The sequence below is a fragment of the Kribbella sp. NPDC050241 genome, assembly GCF_044459685.1.
GTDB lineage: Bacteria > Actinomycetota > Actinomycetes > Propionibacteriales > Kribbellaceae > Kribbella.
Genome location: NZ_JBITJE010000002.1, coordinates 228,688 through 251,856, shown reverse-complemented (window position 1 = coordinate 251,856; position 23,169 = coordinate 228,688). Strand labels below are relative to the sequence as shown.

Annotated in this window: 18 protein-coding genes; 11 read left to right on the top strand and 7 right to left on the bottom strand. The window is 68.4% G+C overall.

The window, feature by feature from the left end; all coding sequences use genetic code 11:
- From ACIBG5_RS09160 to ACIBG5_RS09145, 4 genes are read right to left on the bottom strand one after another with little or no spacing between them, the layout of a single operon-like run.
- Entirely contained in the window at window positions 1-2,250 is a 2,250-nt protein-coding gene (locus tag ACIBG5_RS09160) for a glycosyltransferase (RefSeq protein ID WP_396391015.1), read from the bottom strand.
- Window positions 2,241-3,914 (bottom strand): hypothetical protein, encoded by a 1,674-nt coding sequence (locus ACIBG5_RS09155; protein WP_396391014.1) that lies wholly within the window; start codon window positions 3,912-3,914, stop codon window positions 2,241-2,243. The genes ACIBG5_RS09160 and ACIBG5_RS09155 overlap by 10 nt, the downstream gene beginning before the upstream one ends.
- On the bottom strand, window positions 3,907-4,725 hold the full coding sequence (locus ACIBG5_RS09150; RefSeq protein WP_396391013.1) for a hypothetical protein: 819 nt from the start codon (window positions 4,723-4,725) through the stop codon (window positions 3,907-3,909). The genes ACIBG5_RS09155 and ACIBG5_RS09150 overlap by 8 nt, the downstream gene beginning before the upstream one ends.
- Window positions 4,725-7,007, bottom strand: coding sequence for a glycosyltransferase (locus tag ACIBG5_RS09145; RefSeq protein WP_396391012.1), 2,283 nt, complete (start codon window positions 7,005-7,007; stop codon window positions 4,725-4,727). Before ACIBG5_RS09145 ends, ACIBG5_RS09150 begins: the two co-directional genes overlap by 1 nt.
- Window positions 7,008-7,263: 256 nt before the next feature.
- Between ACIBG5_RS09145 and ACIBG5_RS09140 the strand changes: the two genes are divergently transcribed.
- Window positions 7,264-8,007, top strand: coding sequence for a class I SAM-dependent methyltransferase (locus ACIBG5_RS09140; protein ID WP_396391011.1), 744 nt, complete (start codon window positions 7,264-7,266; stop codon window positions 8,005-8,007).
- A 56-nt stretch (window positions 8,008-8,063) separates the two neighbouring features.
- Here the strand turns inward: ACIBG5_RS09140 and ACIBG5_RS09135 are convergent, their stop codons facing one another.
- Both ACIBG5_RS09135 and ACIBG5_RS09130 read right to left on the bottom strand, forming a co-directional pair.
- Complete coding sequence (locus ACIBG5_RS09135) at window positions 8,064-8,816, bottom strand: N-acetyltransferase (RefSeq protein ID WP_396391010.1); 753 nt, start codon at window positions 8,814-8,816, stop codon at window positions 8,064-8,066.
- Between the two features lie 12 nt (window positions 8,817-8,828).
- Window positions 8,829-9,824: a glycosyltransferase family 2 protein gene (locus ACIBG5_RS09130; protein ID WP_396391009.1), complete on the bottom strand. Its 996-nt coding sequence runs from the start codon at window positions 9,822-9,824 to the stop codon at window positions 8,829-8,831.
- Between the two features lie 208 nt (window positions 9,825-10,032).
- On the opposite strand from ACIBG5_RS09130, the gene ACIBG5_RS09125 reads away from it, so the two are divergent.
- On the top strand, window positions 10,033-11,091 hold the full coding sequence (locus ACIBG5_RS09125) for a putative sugar O-methyltransferase (protein WP_396391008.1): 1,059 nt from the start codon (window positions 10,033-10,035) through the stop codon (window positions 11,089-11,091).
- 49 nt (window positions 11,092-11,140) lie between these two features.
- On the opposite strand, the gene ACIBG5_RS09120 is transcribed toward ACIBG5_RS09125, so the two are convergent.
- Window positions 11,141-12,169, bottom strand: a complete 1,029-nt coding sequence (locus ACIBG5_RS09120; RefSeq protein ID WP_396391007.1) for a PseG/SpsG family protein — start codon at window positions 12,167-12,169, stop codon at window positions 11,141-11,143.
- A gap of 185 nt (window positions 12,170-12,354) precedes the next feature.
- Here ACIBG5_RS09120 and pseB point away from each other — a divergent pair, with 185 nt between their 5' ends.
- The 9 genes from pseB to ACIBG5_RS09075 all read left to right on the top strand — a co-directional run bounded on the left by pseB (window position 12,355) and on the right by ACIBG5_RS09075 (window position 23,110).
- Window positions 12,355-13,335 (top strand): UDP-N-acetylglucosamine 4,6-dehydratase (inverting), encoded by a 981-nt coding sequence (gene pseB, locus ACIBG5_RS09115; protein ID WP_396391006.1) that lies wholly within the window; start codon window positions 12,355-12,357, stop codon window positions 13,333-13,335.
- 12 nt (window positions 13,336-13,347) lie between these two features.
- Window positions 13,348-14,472, top strand: a complete 1,125-nt coding sequence (locus tag ACIBG5_RS09110) for an aminotransferase class I/II-fold pyridoxal phosphate-dependent enzyme (protein ID WP_396391005.1) — start codon at window positions 13,348-13,350, stop codon at window positions 14,470-14,472.
- A gap of 25 nt (window positions 14,473-14,497) precedes the next feature.
- Window positions 14,498-16,000: a hypothetical protein gene (locus ACIBG5_RS09105; protein ID WP_396391003.1), complete on the top strand. Its 1,503-nt coding sequence runs from the start codon at window positions 14,498-14,500 to the stop codon at window positions 15,998-16,000.
- Window positions 16,000-16,812 (top strand): hypothetical protein, encoded by an 813-nt coding sequence (locus ACIBG5_RS09100; RefSeq protein ID WP_396391002.1) that lies wholly within the window; start codon window positions 16,000-16,002, stop codon window positions 16,810-16,812. Before ACIBG5_RS09105 ends, ACIBG5_RS09100 begins: the two co-directional genes overlap by 1 nt.
- Window positions 16,803-17,537, top strand: coding sequence for a cytidylyltransferase domain-containing protein (locus tag ACIBG5_RS09095; RefSeq protein ID WP_396391000.1), 735 nt, complete (start codon window positions 16,803-16,805; stop codon window positions 17,535-17,537). Before ACIBG5_RS09100 ends, ACIBG5_RS09095 begins: the two co-directional genes overlap by 10 nt.
- Before the next feature lie 38 nt (window positions 17,538-17,575).
- Window positions 17,576-18,415 carry a class I SAM-dependent methyltransferase gene (locus tag ACIBG5_RS09090; protein WP_396390999.1) on the top strand — a complete coding sequence of 280 codons (840 nt, stop codon included), beginning with the start codon at window positions 17,576-17,578 and terminating at the stop codon, window positions 18,413-18,415.
- A 105-nt stretch (window positions 18,416-18,520) separates the two neighbouring features.
- A complete protein-coding gene (locus ACIBG5_RS09085) occupies window positions 18,521-18,862 on the top strand; it encodes a DUF485 domain-containing protein (RefSeq protein WP_360442670.1) in 342 nt (113 codons plus the stop codon).
- On the top strand, window positions 18,859-20,511 hold the full coding sequence (locus tag ACIBG5_RS09080) for a cation acetate symporter (RefSeq protein WP_396390998.1): 1,653 nt from the start codon (window positions 18,859-18,861) through the stop codon (window positions 20,509-20,511). Before ACIBG5_RS09085 ends, ACIBG5_RS09080 begins: the two co-directional genes overlap by 4 nt.
- A gap of 355 nt (window positions 20,512-20,866) precedes the next feature.
- Window positions 20,867-23,110 (top strand): hypothetical protein, encoded by a 2,244-nt coding sequence (locus ACIBG5_RS09075; RefSeq protein WP_396390997.1) that lies wholly within the window; start codon window positions 20,867-20,869, stop codon window positions 23,108-23,110.
- Window positions 23,111-23,169: the final 59 nt, after the last annotated feature.

Sequence of the window (23,169 nt, the reverse complement as noted above, 5' to 3'; positions counted from 1 at the left end):
CTAGCGCACCTCGACGTGCAACGTGCCCGCATGTGGTCGTACGGCGAGCACGTTCGCGCCGCGCGAGATCGTCAGCGGTAGCCGGCTGGACAGGAAGGGCTCGCACTGCACGGCGTGGGAGGAACCGTCCGGCTTTGTCGCGAACAGGATCCAGTCCTGCGCCGACTGGGCCGGAATCAGCGCATCGAGGTCCACGACCGCCGCCCAGCCGTCGTCCGAGATGGTCTGGCGGCAGGCCACATCGACATGGTCGTCGGAGTCGGGCAGGTAGCGCCGCCAGGCGAACTCGACGTCACCCCAGTCGGGGCCGCGCACCATCAGCATGTTGCCTGCAGCAACAGCAGAGGTCGCCGTCGTACGGATCGGCGACTCGTGCAGGTTCACGTACCCACCGGTGGAGCGCGTCAGCATCACCGCTCGGCCGCCCTCGGCTCGCGAAACCAGACGGTCTCCGGCCGTCCACAACAGCACCTGTTCCTCACCCTCGCGGCTCCGCAGCCGGAACGCCCGCGTCGTCCGCTGAGTGAAGGGGTCGTCCGGATTCGTCTCCTCGATGATCGGCCGGATCGGCAACCGCGCGGTGAAGTCGCGCCCCTCGACCTCCAGCGGGACCTCTTCCTCGCCGCCCGCCACCGACCGGGTGACGAACAACGACGGCTGGTCGAACGACGACCGTCCGTGCAGCACCAACGCATCCGGTGTCTGCTCGACCGACGTCAACCGGCACGGATCCGACAGCCGCCGGACAGCGAACGCATCGTCCCGGCCGGGACCTGGCTGAATCCAGTTCGTGTCGTCGATCCACGCCCCTGGCGGCCACCCCGGGCTGCCCGGCCTTTGCCCGCGTAAGGTGTCCCGCCGCCGAACACGACCTGACCTCATCCGTACGTCGAAGTGCGCCGGACCAGCCGTGCACTTGGCGAGCAGCTCACGACCCAGCCGGACCTCGAACCCGACCAACGCCGTGTCGCCATGCAGGTCCGTCGTTGGATACCGCCGTACCCGCAGGGGATACGACTTCCCGGCGATGACGAGCGCGATCCGGAGGCTCGAGGATCGCCTGGTCGCCAGATGCCGGATCTCGGCCGTCCCCTTGACCGACAACCTGCCATCGACCCAAGCCACCTCGCGCACAGTCGTCGCCAACGTCAGATCCTCGTCCGACGCCTGATACAGCTCTTGCGGTACGGCGGCCTCACGCGCGCCCGGGTAGTCGAGCTGCCAGCTCCGCGAGCGACGTACCGCACGCACGTCACCGACCGGTCCGCCGTCGCTGCGGTACTGCGCAAGCCGCCGGAGCAGCTCGACATCGCCGGCCCGGAGCGCCGCGTATTGCAACCGGTCGAAGCGTGGTGCTTCGTCGAGCGCCGACTGGTCGAGCCGATCGAGCAGTTGATGGGTGAGCCCGAGAAGCTGCTGCTCCTCGTCCGCGGGCACAGTACCGAAGGCCGACAGCACCGCGAGCAGGTCGATCTGGGTGAAGTGCGCGTGCACCCGCCGGCGGATCGACGGCAGCGCGCGATCGGCCAGGTCCATCACCATCCCCGCCGAGACGACCCGGTCACGGATGTTGCCGAGCTGGAACTTCTGCTGGGTGATCGAGTCACCCGACTCGCGCTCACGCCAGAAGTACACCGGAGCCGCGAGAGTGTCGACGGTGACCGCGTCGAGGTGCGCCTTCAGCGTCACCGGATAGTCCTCGTAGCGGATCGCCGGGAAGCGGTAGCCGTACTCGTTCCAGAACGATCGCCGGTAGACCTTGTTCCAGACCATCCGGTCCAGCACGAGCTCGGGCGTCTCCGACACGTGGGTGGCGAGGCGGTCGCGGGTGAAGCACTGCCGTTGGAGGTACGACGGCCGGACGCCGTAGCTGTTGTTGAACCGCCGCGCGTTGCCGCCGGCGAAGTCCGAGCCGGTGCGGTCCAGCGTCCGGACCAGCAGTCCGAACCCGTGCCGCGTAACCAGGTCGTCGCTGTCGACGAAGGCGACGTACTCGCCGGTGGCGTGGTCGGCCCCGGTGTTGCGCGCGGGCCCGAGCCCGGCGTTGTCCTGCTGGACCAGCCGGAACCGGGAGTCCCGGGTGCAGAACTCCTTCGCCACCACGGTGCTGTCGTCGAAGGAGCCGTCGTCGACCAGGATCGCCTCGAAGTCGGCCCAGGTCTGCCGGGCGATCGAGTCCAGACACTCGCCGATGTACTCACCGACGTTGTAGAACGGCACTACCACGCTCAACCGCGGTTTCACGGCCATCGCTTTCGCACGCGTCGAGCGACCTTGCGCGCCACCACCCGCGGCTTCCGGATCTGCGCGGCGTGGAACACCACCCGGGACAGCGCGTACGTGCGGGATCCGCGAATGCGATTGTTGTCCGCGGTCACCTTCTGCAGCTGGGTACGGAGTTCGCGGATGCGGTTCTCCCGTGTCTTCATCGCCTTGTTGCGGAACCCGAGCGTGCGCTCGAGACCGAAGACGTGCCCCCTCAGCTCGAACAGCTCCTGCCGCGCTCGCTCAGCATCCGCCAACGCGGTGCGTACGTCGGCAGCGGCATGCGCACGAGTCTCGAGTACGCCGGCCAGCGCGGCCGCCAACTCCTTGCCGCGAGCAACGTGTCCGGCCGACGCCGGTGGGGTGTCGGGTGAGGTCGCCTGCACCGGCTCCGGCAGCTCGACCCCGGACATGCTCATCCAGGTCGACACGAGATCGTCGCCCACCATCCACGGCGGCCACGGGTGACGTCGGTGCTGACCGATCAACCGCTCGTGGAACCGATACCAGGCAGCCGCCAGCAGGTCCGCGCTGTCCGTCGGCTCCTCAGTCACCCACGGCGAAACCCCATGAGCAAAGGTCTCCCCGTCGACCACCACGTCGTCCCACCGAAGGACGACCGGCGAGCCTGCGGCCCACTCTCCGAGACACGCGGCCAGCTTGCGGAAGGCCGGCACGTCTTCAGCCGCAGCCAAACGGATCAGGACGGACTCCACCGACGTACCATCCGGCACCGTGGAAGGCACGACCGCAGGGTCGAAGCGGAGTCCATCAACAGGTGAGCCTCCACCGGCGATCGAGGTTTGCCAGCCGGTCGGGGTCTTGTCTGCGGTGAGGACGGACGGGCCGGTCCGGGCGTAGAGGTCGTGCTCGGCGTGCATGCCGCAGATCGCGATCCAGCCGGTGGGAATGGCGGACAGCAGACCGGCCCGGGCAGCCGAGTCGACGCCGTCGGCGATCGGCGAGAGCACCGGGACATCGGCCGCCTCCAGGGCATCCACGGCCAACCGCGTGGGCAGCTCCCCCGGCCGCGCAGCTGCGGCGACGTCGGCTGCCACGAACGTCCGCGAGCCGAAATCGGCGTACAGCTGTGCGGTCCAGGGCAAGGCGGACGCGAGCTGATCGACCGACACCGGGCGGGTCGGGTCGTCGTGCAGCGGACGCCACTCGTCGTCACCGTGGCGCTGGTCGGCCGGACGGCTGTCGAGCAGGTTCAGCAGGGAGAACTCGTTCTCGAGAGCGAGCACGACCACCGCGTCGGGAGCAGCGAGTTTCGCCAGAGCCTGGAGCCGCTCGGTCCAGCTAAGGTCGGCGCTGTCGTAGCCCAGCACCCGGTCGAGGCCGTCAGCGGCAACGACCACCTGGAACGGCTCAGCCTGCAGACCGTCGAGAGCGCCGGCCACGACCTGCAGACGCTCGCCGAACTCCGCGGCCAACCCCTCGGCGTCCGCCACGGACCGGACGAGAACCGTCGTATCGGCAGCACGGTCGAGGACGGCCGAGATCAGCGGGCGCGAGTGCGGGCCGACGATCAGCGTACGGCGATCGCTCGGAAGCGCGTCGGCCAGCAGAGCGGCCAGGGCCGGACGGTGGTCGGTGCTGTCGGTCCACGGCTGCATCTCACCGAGGACCACCTGCAGGTCAGACACGCTCTCTCCAATCGAACAGCATCCGCAACTCGGCGGGCGGCATCATCCAGGGCTTGCCCAGCTCCAGGTCGGTCGTCGCCCGAGCGGCTTCCAGGTCGATCGACTTGCCGAGCATCTCCGGCCACAGCCGCTCGATCCGGCTCTGCCCACCGAACAAGGGATTCTCGCCTTCCATCTCCATCGGGTCGCCGTACACCGCCGGTTCGCAGCCGGCCGCGACGCCGTAGAAGATTGCCGTCGACAACCGGTTGGCGGCGACCCGCTTGTGCCGCCGCAGCTCGTCCAGTTGCTTGAACAGGAAGCGCCGCTCGGTGCCCTCGTAGGAGAACCCGCGCCGCCCGAACGACACCACCCGGAAGCCCGCGTCCTCGTAGTACGCGCGGACTTCGGGACGGTCGTACTCGGTGTAGTAGAGGCTGAAGGTGACCGGGCCGGGCTCGGTCTCGCGGATCTCGTCGATCAGCCGCTGATGGTCGCCGTGGATCTTGCCGCCCTCCCAACCGTGGAAGAGGAACCACAGCGTGCCCTCGCGCTCGACCGGCTCGGCCTGCTCCAACTCCTGCAGGTACAGGAACGGCGCGCCGATGCTGTGGTAGTGCCGCCGGCCGAGCGCGTGCCCACGCCGCCGCGGTGCGTCGCTCCAGGTGAACCGCCAGGCGCCGTCGTAGAACTCGTGCACCGGGTTCCAGCCACAGCCGATGTTCCAGCCGTGCTGCAGATATCCACGCAGCCGCGGCGGGTGGTCGAAGTCCAGGCCCGCGTAGCGAGCCAGGATGTGCGTCTGACCGTAGTAGTGATTGTGATGATGCATCAGCGCACCTCCACGTGCAGAGTGCCGGCATGCGGGCGTACGGCGAGAACGTGCGCACCGCGGGAGATCGTCAACGGCAACCGGCTGCACAGGAAGGGCTCGCACTGCACGGCGTGCGTCGAGCCGTCAGGCTTCGTCGCGAACAGGATCCAGTCGGCCAGCGATGCCAACGGGTCTACCGACACCTTCACCGCGACCGCCGGGACCAACGCGTCCAGGTCGGCGGCCGCCTCCCAGCCGTCATCGGACAAGGTACGGCGGCACGCGACGTCCAGGTGATCGTCGGAGTCGGCCATATACCGCCGCCAGCTGAAACCGACGTCACCACCATCACACCCGCGCACCACCAACATGTCGCCGACAGCAACGGCATGCGTGGCCACCGTCCGGATCGGGGACTCGTGCAGGTTCACGTATCCACCGGTGGACCGCGTCAGCGTCACCACCCGGCCGCGCTCGGCGTACGAGACCGCGGATTCCCCGGCGGTCCACAGCAAGACCCTCTGCTCTTGCTCGGGACCACGGAGCCTGAGTACACGCGTCGTCCGCTGGCCGAACGGGTCGTCCGGATTCGTCTGCGCCAGAAGGTCCTCGATCGCCAGCCGGGCAGTGAAATCACGCCCGTCGACCTCCATCGGAACCTCTTCCTCGCCGCCCACCACCGGCCGGGTGACGAACAGCGACGGCTCGTCGAACGACGACCGGCCGCGCAACACCAGCGCACCCGGCTCCCGCTCGACCGCCGTCAACCGGCAGGGATCCGTCAGCCGCCGGACGGAGAAGGATCCGTTCTTGCCCGGCCCGGGCTGGATCCAGCTCGTCTCGTCGATCCACGCACCGGGCGGCCAGCCAGGACTTCCCGGTCCCTGCCCACGGAGCACGTCCCGCCAGACCCGCCGCCCGGACTTCATCCGTACGTCGAAATGCGCCGGGCCGCCCGTGCACTCGGCGAGCAGTTCGCGGTCCAGCAGTACCTCGAACCCGACCCTCGTCGTGTCGCCGTGCAGGTCCGGCGCATCGTACCGGCGTACCTCGAGCCGGTGCGGGACGTCGTCGATGACCAGCGAGATCTGCAGGCTCGAGGAGGGTGGGGTCTCCAGATGCCGGATCTCCGCGGTGCCTCTGACCGACAGTTTCCCGTCGACCCAGGCCACCTCACGCACACTCGTCGCGAGGGTCAGCTCAGTGTCCGGCACCCAGTAGAGCTCCTGCGGTACGGCGGCCTCGCGCAGGCCCGGGTATCTGTAGTCGAGCAGCCATGGCCGCCGCGGACGCGGCACTGTCCGCGCACCGCCGCGAAGCCCGCCGTCGTTGCGGAACAGCGCGAGCCGCCGAAGCAGTTCGACATCACCCGACCGGAGCGCCGCGTGCTGGATCCGGTCGTACCGGTGGGTGGTCGCCAGAACCTCGTTGTCGAGCCGGTCGAGCAACTCCCGCGAGAGCTCGACCAGGTGTTGCTCCTCGTCGGCAGGCACAGTGCCGAACGCGGACATCAGGGTGACCAGGTCGATCTGGGCGAGGTGCGCGTGCACCCGGCGGCGGATCACCGGCAGGCTGTCCTCGACCAGGTCCATCACCAGACCCGCTGAGAACACCCGGTCGCGGATGTTGCCGAGCTGGAACTTCTGCTGGGTGATCGACTCGCCGGACTCGCGCTCTCGCCAGTAGTAGACCGGAGCGGTGATCGTGTCCACGGTGACCGCGTCCAGGTGCGCCTTCAGGGCGACGGGGTAGTCCTCGTACCGGATCGGCGGGAAGCGGTACCCGTTCTCGGTCCAGAAGGATCGCCGGTAGATCTTGTTCCAGAGCATCCGGTCCAGCACCAGATCAGGCACCTCGGACACGTGGGTGGCGTACCGCGCGCGGGCGTAGGGCTGCCGGTGGAGCCACGACGGCCGGACACCGAAGCTGTTGCTGAACCGCCGGGCGTTGCCGCCGGCAAGGTCCGACCCGGTCCGGTCCAGCGTCCGGATCAGCGCCTCGAAGCCGTGCCGGGAGACCAGGTCATCGCCGTCGACGAACGCCAGATACTCGCCGGACGACAACCCGATGCCGGTGTCCCGGGCCGGCCCGGGGCCGGCGTTGTCCTGCTGGACGAGGCGGAACCGGGGGTCACGAGAACAGAATTCCTTCGCGATCACCGCGCTGTCGTCCGGCGACCCGTCGTCGACCAGGATCGCCTCGAAATCGGCCCAGGTCTGCCGGGCGATGGAGTCCAGGCAAGCGCCGATGTACTCACCGACGTTGTAGAACGGCACCACCACGCTCAACCGCGGCGTCACTCCGGCAAAACTCCCCTCGCTGCAGCTGGGTGTGCCCCCCAAAGCACTGTCTACGTAGCGGCAACGAGGTGAACGGTCAGAAGGTTATGCACGGGCTCGAATCCGTAGCGGGCCCAGACCCGCTCGATGCGGGTGTGGTATAGCGGTGTCGACACGCCCGGTCGAGTACTCGCTGACGGCCATCCGGCGGGGCCGACACGTTCACGTGTTGGTCAAAGCGCTGGCGTTGACCCTCGTCAGACCCCAAGCTTTGGCTATGGAGGCAGCGGAAATCCGTAAGCTCGCCGCACTCGAGCACAAGCACTGGTGGTACCGCGAGCGACGCAGAGTGCTCGCTCGGTCACTCGACGCGCTCGTGCGGACCGGCGAGAAGCCGGGCCGGGCGCTCGACATCGGCGCAGCCGGCGGCGGGAACACCAGGGTGCTGCGTGACCGGGGATGGGACGCCACGGCGCTGGAGTACGGCGAGGAGGGAGCGGGGGTCGCGCGCGGGCGCGGCCTCCCGGTGATCCGCGGCGACGCGGTCGCGCTGCCCATGGCCGACGAGGCGATGAACCTCGTCGTCGCGTACGACGTGCTGGAGCACATCGAGGACGACAAGTCCGCGGTCCGCGAGATCGCCCGGGTCCTTCGGCCCGGTGGCACCGCCTTGGTCGCCGTACCGTGCGACATGGAGCTGTGGAGCGAGCACGACACCGCCGTCGGACATTTCCGCCGATACGACCGGGACGGTCTGCTGAACTTGCTCTCCTCGGCCGGCCTGCGGATCGAGGAGGTCAGGTCGTGGAACGTTCTGCTCCGGCCGGTGGCGGCCTGGCGGCGGAAGAGGAGCACGGGCAGTGACCTGGAGGACCTGTCCCCGCTCGTCAACCTCGGTCTCACCGCGGTCATCGCCGCTGAACGGTACTTGCCTGTCGGCAAGCTGCCCGGCGTGTCGGTGCTGGTCCGTGCCCGCCGGCAGGACCCGGTCGTGGACATCGCCCAGACACGTACTGATTGAGGCTTTCCGCGGCAGCCAGACCTCGCCACCTGGGGTTACCAGGCTCCCCAACGGCCCTACGGAGCGGCAACGAGGTGGATCGTGAGCATGTTGTGCACCGGCTCGAAGCCATAGCGAGTCCAAACTCGCTGGATGCCCGTCTGGTGTGCCTGCGCGGAGACCACTAGCCGCCTGGTCGTGCAGGCGTCCTCGATCGCGGCGAGCAGATGACCGTACCGGCCGCGGCCCTGCTCGGCCGGTACGACGCCGGCCAACTCGATCTCGGTCCAGGAGCTCTGCTGGTCGAGCGCGGCCAGCGCCAGCATCCGCCGGTCGGGACCACGCAGCACCACCGCGCCGGTGTCTGCGATCCGCCGCCGGGCCCAGTCCTGCCGTCCGGCCAGCGCGCGGGACCGGTCGAACACTGGATTGGCGCAGTAGTGGTTCCCGGAATCGCCGAAGATGTCCGCGACCAGGTCGTCCACCAGCTCGTCGTCGGCTGACTCCTCCATCCGGATGGTGAATCCGGCCAGGGGTGCGGGCCGCCGTCCCTTGCCGACCGCGAGCGACCAGTACACGACGGTGTCGGCCAGCAGCGCCTGGCGCGGACCGCTCGCCAGCGCGGCGAACCAGGTCGTCTCCCGTGCCGGGTAGCGCAACACGATGACATCGGCCGTCGACCTCTCCACCGCCGCGAGCACCTCGGCGAGCGTCGTACCGGCCGAGGCGGACACCGACATACGGTCGACCGAGACGTCGAACCGCTTCGCCGCCTCCACGGACGGCCGCACAGCCAACTCACCGGCCTCGAGCGCGTCGTACCAACTCATCAGGGATGGAGCTTAGGGCATGTCCTTGGCCGGTGCCTCGACTGACTCGGTGACGGTGTGGTGGCCGGGGTCTTCGAGGCTGTCGTAGCCGACCAGGAACTGCGGCCGGCGCTGACTCGACTGGAACAGGCGGGCGACGTACTCCCCCAACAGCCCCAGACACAACAGCTGGATGGCACCGATCACGCTCACCGCCAACACCGTCGACGTCCACCCCGGAACACTCCGCCCGGTCAACCTGACGACCAACGCAGCAACCACGAACAACATCGACATCGCCCCACCCAGCAACCCCAACCAGGTCGCCAACCGCAGCGGCGCCGCCGAAAACGCCGTCACACCGTCGAACGCCAACCGAACCATCTTCGACACGGTGTACTTCGTCGCCCCCGCCGCGCGCTCCGCACGCACATACTTCACCTCAGCGCTCGGAAACCCCAGCCACGGAATCACCAGCCGAAACACCCGGCCATCCTCCGGCAACGCGTTCACCGCATCCACCACCCGCCGCGACACCAGCCGGAAATCGCCCGCATCGAACGGGATCTCCTTGCCGACCAGCCGGCACATCAACCGGTAGTACATCCGCGCCGTCGTCCGTTTCGCCCACGAATCACTCGACCGGTCCGACCGCACTCCGTACACCACATCGACGTCCTGCTCCCGCACCGCCGACAAGAACTCCACGATCACCTCCGGCGGATCCTGCAGATCGGCGTCGATCGTGACGACGAACTCACCCCGCGCCCGCCGGAACCCCGCCGACTGCGCGGCCTGGTGACCGCTGTTGCGCAGCAGCCGTACCACCCGTAACTGCGGCCAGTCCTTCGCCGCCTCCAGCAACAGCGTCGCAGTCCCGTCCCGGCTGCCGTCATCCACCACGACCAGCTCGTAGGGAACCCCAAGCCCATCCAGCAGCGGATGCATCCGCTCGAAGAACATCGGCAGCACGTCCTCCTCGTCGTACATCGGCACGACGACGGAAAGCACCGGCTGATCGGTTCGCATAAGAGACCTCCGGTTCGGGAGATTACTCGAAGACCGCCCCTGCCCCGGACCAGCGGATCACCGTGCCGGGGCGCTCTGGTGACACCCTCCGCGTTGGTGACCCGACAGGTTTCACATTAGGCCGAGGTTACGGCGCGCAGGGTGCTCAGAGTGGTCGGGGGGCTCTCGATGGCCGACAGGCAGGGTGCACATCAGGTAGCGTCTGGCCATGACGGATGGACGCAGTATGGTGCAGTCGACGGATTGGTCCGCGCTGACCGAGCGGACCCTCGCGGAAGTCAAGACCTGTGCATCGATCTACCGGCCGACCAATTTCTGGGATTTCGGACTCGACAAGATCCTGCACGACATGGACACGCTGGGCCTGGAGAAGTTCAAGTCGTGGCCGACCTCCGGGGCGTGGTTCTATCCGCGCTACGGCAACGGCTTCAGTAACGCCTCGATCGGCGTGGCCTACGAGGCGGCGCTGACGGCCAACCCGAGAGCGAACAAGAACTGGGTCACCTCGGCGCTGAACGGCGCCTTCGAGGCCCGCCGCGACTACGACGTCGCCGGCATCCGCTGGAACCAGGACCGCTGGCCGGCGAACCTCAACGACTTCGGCGAGAGCCCGGTCGGTACTCCTCCGCAAGCGTACGGGCTGAGCCTGACCGAAGGCGTGAAGTTCGGGCGGCCGTACCTCAACTACCTGATCGTGATGGCGGCCCTGTCGAACCACGTCGACACGCCGCCGAAGAGCTTCCTGGAGATCGGCGGCGGTTTCGGCGTCCTCGGCGAGATCGTGATGTCCCGCGACCCCGAGGCCAGGTACGTCGACATCGACATCCCGCCCCTGGTCACCGTCTCGTCGTACTACCTGAGCGAACTGTTCGGCCGCGACCGGGTTCAGGTGTACGACGGCTCGATCGCCGGCAGCGGGCCGATCGAGGTGAAGGGATCCGCGGTGATCCCGAGCTGGCGGCTCGAGGACGTCCAGAGCGACTTCGACGTGTTCGTCAACTCGTTCTCGTTCCAGGAGATGGAACCCGAGGTGGTCGACAACTACATCGACAAGGTGTGCGCCAAGGGCGTCCAGTACGCCGTCTCGCTGAACTCCAAGCTGGGCACCGTGAAAGCTCAGAAGGCCGGCGAGTGGGGCTCGCTCCAACCGGTCACGTCGGCGGACATCCTCAACGGTTTCGAGAAGCGCGGCTACACCCTGATCGGCCAGTACGGCGACCCGCTCGTCCACGGCGGCCGCCAACTCAACGTCCTGAAGAGAAACTGACGCAAACGGCTCTCGGAGTGCGGGTCGGCCAGACCCGTACTCCGAGGCCCTATTCAGCGTCGAGCAGAGCGTCGGCGACCCGCCGGCGGCCCTGGCCGTCGATCAGCTGCCAGCCGGCGGCTGCCAGCCGGGCGCGTTCGGCGGCGTCGGTGAGGAGCCGTTTCAGTACCGTTGCCGCGGCGCCCGGGTCGCGCTCGAGCTCGGACAGCACGCCGATGCCGGCCGCCGTACCCGTGCCGATCGCCCGCTCGTAGCCCACCACCTGGTTGTCGACGACACACACCAACCCGGCCGTCGCCCCGAGACACAGCAGTTCCCAGATCGACGTACCCGATGCACTGATCGTCAGGTCGGCCGCGCGGACCTCCGCCGCCAGCCGGTCGGTCGGCCCGATCACGTCGACCCGCTGCAGCCGTGCCAGCTGGACCGCCGCGATCCTTGCGGCCAGCTCCCCACCCGGCGCGACCACGGTCGCCTGGAACGGTACGCCGGTCGCCGCGAGTGCCCGGACAACGTGCGGCCCCGCCCCGAACGCATCGGTGCCGCCGAAGAACGCGAACACCTTCGGTACGGCGTTCGCCGCCGGCCCGACCGTCGGCACCGCGGCCGGGCGCTGCTCGAGGATCTCGTCGCGGATCAGCACGTAGTCCAGCCCGGCCAGGCGCACCGTACCGTGGGGCAGCTCCGGGTGGTCCAGCTCGGCCGCGAGGTTCTGGTCCAGCAGCACGTCCGCCTCGGCCCCACGGAACTCACCGTCGACGAGGGCGAGCGTCGGCATCCCGGTCGCCCGCACTGCCTGATAGACCGGCCCGGCGAGGTCGTAGGAGTCGAAGATCACCGCGTCCAGATCCAGCCGCGCGAACAGGTCGACGTGCTCGGCGGCCGTCCACACAGCCGGCTGCACCGCGATGCCACGGGCCGCGATCTGCGCCGCCGCCCACGGCACGGTGTGCGCGTCACAGGCGAACACCACGTCGACCTGGCGCCGCCGCAACTCCTCCGCCAGCGCCAGGCAGCGCATCACGTGCCCGACCCCGCGCTCCGGGCCCACGTCACACCGAATCCCGACCCGCTCCACGCCCCGACCGTATCTGTTCACCCGTTTCCACCGGTGGCCGGTGGGTGATTCTTCGCACTTGTGGAACGGTCTGATCGCCCCGGACTGCGATCTGGATTGAAGCTGCCGCGGCCGGGGCGGCTATTGTTCGGACTGCACTACCCCCGCAGTGTCCGGAATTGTCTCCGCAGAAGGGTCCCTCCGACGTGTCCATCCTGACCGGCTCCGACATCCTCGTCACCGGTGGCACCGGGTCGTTTGGCAAGGCCTTCGTGCGGCACGCACTCAGCCGGCTGAACCCACGCCGGATCATCGTGTTCAGCCGGGACGAGCTGAAGCAGTGGGAGGTCCGGCAACTGTTCGCCGACGACCCCCGGCTGCGGTTCTTCATCGGCGACATCCGGGACCGGCCCCGGTTGCACCGGGCCATGCACAAGGTCGACTACGTCGTGCACGCCGCCGCGCTGAAGCAGGTCGACAGCGGCGAGTACAACCCGTGGGAGTTCGTTCAGACCAACGTGGTCGGCTCACAGAACGTGATCGAGGCCAGCATCGACAACGGCGTCAAGAAGGTCGTCGCACTGTCGACCGACAAGGCGTCCAGCCCGATCAACTTGTACGGCGCGACCAAGCTGACCGCGGACAAGCTGTTCATCAGCGGCAACCACTACGCGGCGGCGTACGACTCCCGGTTCAGCGTGGTCCGCTACGGCAACGTGATGGGCAGCCGAGGCTCGATCATCCCGAAGTTCAAGGCACTGCACGCCGCCGGCCAGTCGCTGCCGATCACCGACCTGCGCTGCACCCGGTTCCTGATCACGCTGCCGCAGGCGGTCGACTTCGTGGTCGATTCCTTCGACCTGATGCAAGGCGGCGAGCTGTACGTACCGCGGATCCCGTCGATGAAGGTCACCGACCTGGCCGAGGCGATCGCGCCCGGCGCGAAGATGCACGACGTCGGCCTGCGCCCGGGCGAGAAACTGCACGAGGAGATGATCAGCCCGGAAGAAGGCCGCCGCGCCCTCGCGATCGGTGACCGCTACGTCCTCCAGCCAGACCTCGCCACCTGGGGTTACGAGGCACCCACCGACAGTATCCCAGTGGCCGACGGCTTCCACTACACCTCGGACACCAACACCCAGTGGTACACGATCGACGAGATCCGCAAGGTCCTCGAGAGCGACTAGAGGAGGTGCTGAATGCTGCCGTACGGACGTCAGTCCATCTCGGACGAGGACATCGAGGCGGTCACCGCCGTACTGCGTGGTGACTGGCTGACAACAGGGCCGGCGGTCGCTGCTTTCGAGCAGGCTGTCTCGGAGCTGACCGGTGGGCACCGCGCGGTCAGCTGCACCTCCGGCACGGCGGCGCTGCACATCGCGTACGCAGCCCTGGGGGTGGGGCCGGGTGACGAGGTCGTCACCACGCCGATGACGTTCGTCGCGACCGCGTCATGTGCCGCGATGCTCGGCGCCACGGTGGTGTTCGCGGACGTCGACGAGGACACCGCGCTGATCGATCCGGCCGCCGTCTCGTCAGTGGTCAGTGAACGGACCAAGGTCATCGCCGGGGTCGACTACGCCGGCCAGGCCGCGGACTACGCGTCCCTGCAGCCGCTGGCCGATCGCGTCGGCGCCCGCACCCTCGCGGACGCGGCGCACTCGATCGGCGGCACCGCCGACGGCCGTCCGGTCGGCGACCTGGCCGATGTGACCACGCTGTCCTTCTTCCCCACCAAGAACCTGACCACCGGCGAAGGCGGCGCGGTGATCTGCAAGGACCCGTCGATCGGCCGGCGGGCCCACGAGTTCCACTTCATCGGTCTCGTCCGCGATCCGGACCGCTTCGAGATCGCCGACGAAGGCCCCTGGCACCAGGAAGTCCACGAGTACGGCGTGAACTACCGGCTCACCGACATCGGCAGCGCCCTGGGGTTGTCCCAGCTCAAGCGGCTCGCGATGTTCAAGCGTCGCCGGGCCGAGATCACCGCCCGCTACAACGAGGCCCTTCGCGACGTCGACGGACTGCGGATCCCGGTCCAGCGAACCGGCGTCGACCCGATCTGGCACCTTTACCCGGTCCGCGTCCTCGGCGGGCGCCGACGCGAGGTCTTCGAGGGCATGCGCGCGGCCGGAATCGGCGTACAGGTCAACTACATCCCCGTCTACTGGCACCCGGTCTTCGCGAACCAGGGCTACCGCCGCGGCCTCTGCCCGAACGCGGAGCGGTTCTACGCCGAGGAGCTTTCCCTCCCGCTGTTCCCCGACCTCACCGACGCCGAGGTCGACCAGGTGATCGAGACGATCACGAAGCTGGTTGACTAGCGTCCATGACGCTTAAGGTACCCCTGTGATCCGATCGATTTTGATCGGCGCCGAGATGCTGAACTGGTCCGACCTCCACCCGGTCGACGCACGCCCGGCTGCCGCCGGACCAGCCGCCGCAGCACTCTTCGCCGCCGCCCTTCAGCCCAGCGACACCGTCCTGCTCGCCGGTCCGCACTCCTTGGACCTGATCGCCGACGTCGCCGCACGCGTCGCCTCGGTGGATGTCCTCGTGCGTTCCGCCCCGGACGCCGAGGAGATCGCCGCAGTCATCGACCGGCCGCTCGCCGACAACAAGGTCTTCTGCGGCGCCCTGGACCGCTTTACCCCGGCGTACGGCAACTCGTCCGGGTACGACGCGGTGGTCGCGCTCGACGGACTGGGCCGACTCGTCGGTCCGGACACGTCGAAGCTCAGCTGGGCGGACGCTCTGGCCGCTCTACAGGATCGGCTCGCTTCCTCAGGCCGTCTGCTGCTCGGGGCCGAGAACCAGTTCGGCGTCGAGCGCTTGCTCCAGCCCGACATCACCGCCGCGCTGCCACGAGACGAGGACTGGGGGTGCGATCTCACCGACGCCGCACCCGTCGGCCTGAAACCGCTCCGCACTGCCCTCGAGGAGGCCGGCCTCGACATCGCGGGAACGTACGCAGTGTTTCCGTCGCTGGTCGACGCCGAGGTCGCGCTCACGGACGTCAGTGGACCGCTGCCGGCTGCGGTGGCCGCCCGCGCCATGGCCGACCGGTACGCCGGTCCGGCCCTGATGGACCCGTATCGCTTCGTGCAGGACACGGTCCGGGCCGGCCTGAGCGTCGAACTGGCCCCGGCTTGGTACGTCGTCACCGCCGCCCACGACCTGCCCGGTGTGCTCCCCGCCGATGCGGTCCCGGGTGGCTCGGGTGTCCTGCTGGAGGAGTACCTGCTCTCCGCTCTCCGGGTCGACGATCAGGCGGCGGTGCGGCGTGTTGTTCCCGATTACGTGTCGTGGTTGCGTGCACAGCACTACGACACCGCGAAGATCGCCGCTCCGGACAACGTGATTATCGACGGCATGTCGTTCCGGGTGTTCTCCGAGTCCGGCATCGGAGTCTTTCAGGTCGACGAAGACGGTGAGCCCGTGCCCGTACGTGGCGACGCACTGGTCGTCGCGCACCTGGCACGCTTCGTCCGTCGTTCGATGGAAGGCGGATCGAGGCAGCCGTGGTCTGCGGGTGGCTACCCCGACGGGTTGACGGCACGGCTCGCCTCGATGGTGGGAATCACGGTGACGAAGTGGCTTTCGCCACCCAGCGAGATGGTCAGGCCACTCGGTAGTGCCGAGCAGCTGGTGACCGTCGCGCGCCTCTCGGAGGAGCTGGCTGCCGCCAGCGCACGGGGGCACCTGTTCCATGGCCAGATCGTCGGGATCCGCCAATCGAAGCCGTACCGCGTAGGCCATACCGTGACCGGCCCACTGCGGGTGGTCCGCCGGCACGTGAGGCGGACGGTGCGGAGGGTTCAGCGACTGCCGCGGAAGCTCCGGGGACGCTGATGCACCACGCGAATCACTTCTACGGGCACGCGAACGTCATGGCGTCGTACGCCGGATACCAGAAACCGCCGTACATCTGGGGATACCTTCAGCACGGCTGGAACATCCTGGACGGATTCGCCCACGGCACGACGTTCGCGCCGGGGATGCCGCTGTACGTCTGGTCGGACAGCGTCCGCCGGCGCGGTTGGTCGATGGGACTGCGGAACTACTCGGTGATCGGCTCCGTCTGGCTGTATCTGCTGCAGGTGCATCCCGAGCTGGCCACTCCGGCGGAAGATGCCGAAGGCACCATCTTCTACCCGTTCCACGGCTGGGAAGGCCAGAACGTGCTCGGTGACCACGGCCGTATCGTTGCCTCGATCAAGGAGCACGAGACCGGGCCGGTGACGGTCTGCCTGTACTGGAACGAGTACGAGAACCCCGCGATCCGCAACGTCTACAAGAGCGCCGGCTTCCGGGTGATCACGCACGGATATCGCGGCCTGCACTGGCGGCGGACCGACGCCGACTTCCTCGTGAAGCAGCTGACCGAGCTGCGCAAGCACCGGCGGGTCGCCTCCAACCGGCTCAGCTCCGCGGTCCTGTACGGCGCTTCGATCGGCATGCAGCCAGGGGTGTACGGTGACCCGATGGTGCTGGAGCACGAGCACCCCTCGTTCGGCGGGCAGGCCAGGATCAAACGGCTGTGGCCGGAGATGGACCAGCCGTTCGTGCCGCTCGACGTCGCGCGAGAGTTCACCGATACCGAGCTGGGCGTCGACCACCTCGCCTGCCCCGCCGAGATCAGGGAGTTGTTCCGGTGGAACTGAAGATCGGCATCATCACCCAGGTGCGGGCGACCAGCACCCGGCTCCCCGCGAAGGTCCTGCGGACCGCCGGCGGCCGGACCTACCTGCAGCACCACCTCGACCGGCTCTGCCTGACCGGGCTTCCGGTGATCGTGGCAACGACCACGAACCCCGACGACGATCCCGTCGTACACCTGGCCGAGCAGACCGGCATCCCCGTGTTCCGGGGTAGCGAGGAGGATGTGCTGAGCCGGTTCGCCGGGGCGACCCGCGCGCACCAGCTGGACGGCATCGTCCGGGTCACCTCCGACTGCCCGCTGATCGATCCGCAGGTCGTTGCCGAGGGCGTCGACAGCTGGCGGTCCGAGAAGGACGAGAACCTCTACCTGTCCAACTGCCTGGAGAGGACCCATCCGCGCGGAATGGACTACGAGGTGTTCTCCGCCGCGCGGCTGCTCGACGCGGACGAGCAGGCGACGCTGCCGGCCGACCGCGAGCACGTGACGCCGTACCTGCACCAGAACCGGCCGGGCGACATCCGGCTGCGGAACCTGCCCTGGTCCGGCGGAGGTTCGCAGTACCGGCTGACACTGGACACCCCGGACGACCAGAAGTTGCTCGAGATCCTGATCGAGGAATACGGCGCGGACCGGCTGACCTGCGCCGAACTGGTCGCGGTGCTGGACGCGCATCCGGAGCTGGCCGCGCTCAACGCGCACATCGAACAGAAGAAGCTCGGCGAGTGACAACGCGCTAGCCCGCCGCTACGGCATGATTTGCGGTGATGACCACCGATGATCCAGCACCGGAGCGGGCGACCGGCCGGGACACGCCGGAGACCGGCTCGAACGCGGCCCGCGCCAAGTCCTTCGGCGCCGTGGCGACCGCGTACGACGCCGGCCGGCCGACGTTTCCCGCCGAGGCGCTGACCTGGATCCTCGGCCCGGGCCGGCTGCAGGTCCTCGACCTCGGCGCCGGCACCGGGAAGCTGGCCGCGGTCGCGGCCGGGCTGGGGCACGACGTGGTCGCGGTCGATCCGTCCGAGGAGATGCTGTCGGTGTGCCGTCGGCGCCCCGGGATCGACACGATGGTCGGCGCGGCCGAGTCGATCCCGCTGGCACACGGCTCGGTCGACGCGGTGGTCGTCGGCCAGGCGTTCCACTGGTTCGACCACGCCCGGGCGCTGCCCGAGATCGCCCGGGTGCTGCGGCCCAACGGCGTCCTCGGCCTGCTGTGGAACGACGCCGACCGGGTGGTTCCCTGGGTGCGCCGGTTCGACCGCGCGATCAGGGGCGACGACTTCGGCGGCGACCAGTTCGACCCGATGCCGATCCTGCTGCAGTCGGACCTGTTCGCCCTGGTGGAGACGGCCCGGTTCCGGCACTGGCAGGACCTGGACCGTGCGGGCCTTCGGCAACTGGCCCTGTCGCACTCGCGGGTCGCCGTCCTGACCGAGTCCCGGCGCGACGCCGTAGTGGACCAGGTCGACGCCATCTACGACAACACTGCGCGACCGCCGGAGCCGCTCCGGATGCCCTACCTCACCGACTGCTACCGGGCTCGGCCCAGCGACCTGGCGAACTACCGCCGTACTCTCGACGCCCCGGTTGCCCCGCATCTCTAGCATTCCCCGAAACGTTTTGGTTGCGGTGGGTCACAAATCCGCGACATGGGGCTAACGTGCACGTGTTCGGGTTCAGCGCTGTGCCATTGGAGAACAGGGAAACTCATGGACAACGAAATGGTGCGCGAGCGGGATGCCCGCGCCTATGAGGCGGTGCACGAGGCGGCCGACTTCACCAAGCTGAAAACGCGCTACAAGAATTTCGTGGTGCCGTGGACCATCGCGTTCATGGCCTGGTACCTGGCGTACGTCGCCTGCTGCAACTGGGCCCGCGGCTTCATGGACCACCAGGTGGTGGGGCACATCAATGTGGCCTTGATCTTCGGCCTGCTGCAGTTCGTGTCCACCTTCGTGATCGCCGCGCTGTACGGCCGGTTCGCGAACCGCAAGCTCGACCCGCTGGCCCATGGGCTGAACGCCAAGTACAAGAGGGAGCGCCGCCGGTGAACGTCCTCACCATCCCGGCCCTGATCCCGCTGGCCGACGCCGAGCCGGGCAACCGGGCCCTGACCATCTCGCTGTTCTCCGCGGTCGTCGCCGTGACGCTGTACATCACCTGGTGGGCGTCCCGGCAGAACAAGACCGCGGCCGACTACTACGCCGGCGGCCGATCGTTCAGCGGCGCGCAGAACGGACTGGCCGTCTCGGGCGACTATATGTCCGCGGCGTCATTCCTCGGCATCTCCGGCCAGATCGCCCTGTTCGGGTACGACGGCTTCCTCTACTCGATCGGGTTCCTCGTCGCGTGGCTTGTCGCGCTGTTGCTCATCGCCGAACTGCTGCGGAACTCGGGGCGGTTCACGATGGCCGATCAGCTCGCGTTCCGGATGAAGCAGAAGCCGGTCCGGACCGCAGCCGCGACCTCGACGATCGTGGTGTCGATCTTCTACCTGCTGGCCCAGATGGTCGGCGCCGGTTCGCTCGTCGGACTGCTGCTCGGCGTGAAGGGTGATGGCGTGAAGGCGGCCGTGATCATCCTGGTCGGCGCGCTGATGATCATCTACGTGACCATCGGCGGCATGCGGGGCACCACCTGGGTGCAGATCGTCAAGGCCGTGCTGCTGATGGCCGGCACGGTGCTCATCACCTTCCTGGTGCTGGTGAAGTTCCACTTCAACCTGTCCGACCTGCTCGGCGCGGCCGCGGACAATTCCGGCAAGGGCGAGGCGTTCCTGCAGCCCGGGCTGCTCTACGGCAAGGACCTGGTCGGGCAGATCGACTTCCTGTCCCTCGGCCTGGCGCTGGTCCTCGGTACGGCCGGTCTGCCGCACATCCTGATCCGCTTCTACACCGTGCCCGACTCGCAGACCGCACGCCGGTCGGTGCAGTGGGCGATCGGCCTGATCGGTGCGTTCTACCTGATGACGCTGGCGCTCGGTTTCGGTGCAGCCGCGCTGCTCGACACCGGCAAGGGTTCGGCAGTCGCGGAGTCGAAGGGCAACGTGGCCTCGCCGCTGCTGGCCGAGTCCGTCGGAGGTGGCGCCGGCTCGATCGGCGGCTCGATCCTGCTGGCGCTGATCGCGGCGGTCGCGTTCGCCACCATCCTGGCGGTGGTCGCGGGCCTGACCCTGACCTCGGCGTCGTCGTTCGCGCATGACCTGTACGCGAACGTGATCGCCAAGACCAAGCCCAGCGAGAAGGACGAGCTGCGGGTCGCCCGGTTCGCGGCGGTCGGGATCGGCGCGGTCTCGATCGCGCTCGCTATCCCGGCGCAGAAGCTGAACATCGCGTTCCTGGTCGCGCTCGCGTTCGCCGTCGCCGCGTCCGCGAACCTGCCGGCACTGCTGTTCAACCTGTTCTGGAGGCGGTTCAACACCTCCGGCGCCGCCTGGAGCATCTACGGCGGCCTGATCTCCGCGGTCGTCCTGGTGATCTTCTCGCCGGTCGTGTCCGGTACACCGACCTCGATGATCACCGGCTCCGACTTCTCCTGGTTCCCGCTGTCGAACCCGGGCATCGTGTCGATCCCGCTGGGCTTCCTGTTCGGCGTACTCGGCACCTACCTCGGCAAGGACAGGTCCAGCGAAGCCCGCTACAACGAGCTCTCCGTCCGCTCCCTCACCGGCGCCGGCGCGGAGGGTCCGTCCAAGCACTAGTCGCCCGCTGGTGGGTCCAGCGTTCGTGCATGCGGATCCGGCGGCGGTTCCTCGGGCTGATGCCCGCGGCTGCCGCCGTTCTGCTGTCCGGCTGTGGAGACAACGCCGGCGTCACCGGGTACGACAGCCGGCCAGCGCACCGGTCCCGTCCTTCGTCCGCGCGAAGGATGCCGCTGGCAACCAGACGTTCCCCGCCCTGTGATCTATTCCGCGACGAAGGTTTTCAGCAACGGTTAGGCTCCACTACTATGTCCGACCTGATTCCTGTCACCAAGGGACCGTCTTGATGACGGTCCGGTCTGGCAGGTCTGCCCGGCCACCGTTTCTGAGTGCACTCGTCTGGCTACTCCCCGCGGTGACCGCGTACTGGGTACTTGCAGGCACAGGGGTGACCGACGGCGACATCCTCCGCTACTCGGCCTACTTCTCGGGCTGTGTGGTGCTTCCGGGAGTGTTGCTGCTGCGAGCTTTCGCGCCGGGTCGGCGGACCTGGCCGGAGGACGTGGGCCTCGGCATCGTCGTGGGGCTCTCCTACGAGTTGCCGGGGTGGGCGTTGTTCACGGCTGCTGGGATGCAGCAGTGGTTGGTGGTGTGGCCCGCGGCGGTGCTGGTGGTCTTCGCCGCGGTACCGCGGTTGCGGCGCTGCTGGCGGGCGCAGGACACGCCGCGGCTGCCGCTCGCCTGGGGCGCCACGCTGGCGCTGCTCCTCTCGGCGACGTTGCTGGTGTACTACGGCACCACGGTCAGCGCCACGTCGGTCCCCGAGAACGGCGGCGACTACTACCAGGACATGCTCTGGCACCTAGGGATCGTGCACGAGCTGGGCCGCTCCGTCCCGCCGCAGATCCCGCAGGTGGCGGGCGAGACGATGCAGTACCACTGGTTCGCCGACGCACACCTGGCGTCGGCAGCACAGATCACCGGAATCGACCCCCGGATCGTGCTGTTCAGGCTATGGTTCGCCCCGATCATCATCGGGCTCGTCCTCGCGGTGGCCGCACTCGCGCGCCAGGTCAGCGGTGTCTGGTGGACCGCCCCGTTCGCGGTCGCGGTGACGACGGTCGTCCAGCGGGTCGCAGTCTGGAAGTACGTCGGCGGCGTCGGGTCCGCACCACTCGTTTTCCTGAGTCCGTCGCAGTCCTTCGGGACGGCGGTCAGCGTCGGAGCTGCGGCGCTGGTGCTCGGCGCCTTGTACCGCGGTGCCCCGAGACGGTCCTGGGTGATCGTGATGCTGGTCGTCTGCGTATCCGCCGGCTCCAAGCCCACCGCTGTGCCGCTACTGCTCGGCGGGACCGGCCTGGCGGCGTTGTTCCTGCTGGTGCGGAACAGACGCATCCCCTGGCCGACCGTCGGCTTCGGCGTCGCACTGGTGGGTGTTTTGGTGGCGTCGATGCTGACTGTCGCGGGTAGCACCGCAGGTACGCCGCTGCGCTTGTTCGGGGCCTTGCGGGCTTTCCCGGGATACACCGCTCTGACCGGTCTCACCGGCCCTCCGGCGCCGGGTGGATGGATCATCGAAGGGCTTCGTGACGCCGACCAGCAGACGATGACCTGGGCGATCGCGATCCTTGTGGCCGTGGTGGTGAGCCGGGCGGTGGTGGCCGTGGCATTCCTTGGTCTCGTACAGCGCCGGACCCGTACCGATCCGGTGCAGTGGTGGCTGGTCGGCACGCTCGTCGCCTCGCTGCTCGGATTCCTGGTCGTCGACCATCCGAGTTTTGGTGAGTTCTACTTCCTCGGCGGCGCGCTGCCCTTCGCCGGCGTCGCCGCGGGATATGTGGTCCACGGCGCGGTCACCGGACACCGCCGCGTGGCCCGCCGGGTGATCATCGCCGGTGGCCTGCTGGCCGGTGCGGCGCTCGCCCTGGCGATCCGGGTGTTCGGCAACATCGACTCCCGGCCTGTCTCCCCGGCGGAGATCACGCGGGCGGTGACCGAGCCGATGCTGTGGCTTGCGGCGGTACTCGTGGCCGGGCTGCTCGGCTGGCTTGTCCTCCGCGCCGTCCGTCCCCAGGTCCGTGGCCTCGGCCTGGCCCTGCTGATGTGCGTCGCGGTCGGCCTCGCCCTGCCCAGCCGGCCCTGGTCGGACTGGCGCAACGCGGCGGACGGGGTCACCGGGGAGGGCGGGCAGATCCCGGTCCCGGCGGTTCCGTTGTACACCACGGACGAGATCCAAGCCGCGCTCTGGCTGGATCGCAACGCTGGACGGTACGACGTGGTCGTGACGAACACCGCCTGCCTGTCGCGACAACGACCAGGTCCGGTCTGCGACGCGCGTGGCTACCTGGTCAGCGGTGTCGGCGGTCACCGAACGCTGATGGAGGGCTGGGCCTACACCCAGCAGTCGCTGGCCAACCAAGGCGAACGGAACGTCGGCTACAGCCTGCAGCCATCGCCCTGGCCCGACCGGGTGGAGCTGACGACGAAGGCACTCACGGCGCCAACGCCTGAGGTGCTGGAGACCCTGCGCCGCGATTACGGCGTCCGCTGGATCTTCGCGGACATGCGAAAGGGCAGGGTCGCCGAGCGGACTCTCGACGAGCTCGCCGACCGGAGGTTTACCCAAGGGCAAGTCATCGTCTACGAACTGAGGGACTGAACAAGTTCGTTGATTTACGCGTCGAGATGCTGAAGCATGATCAATCCTCAGGAGGAGAT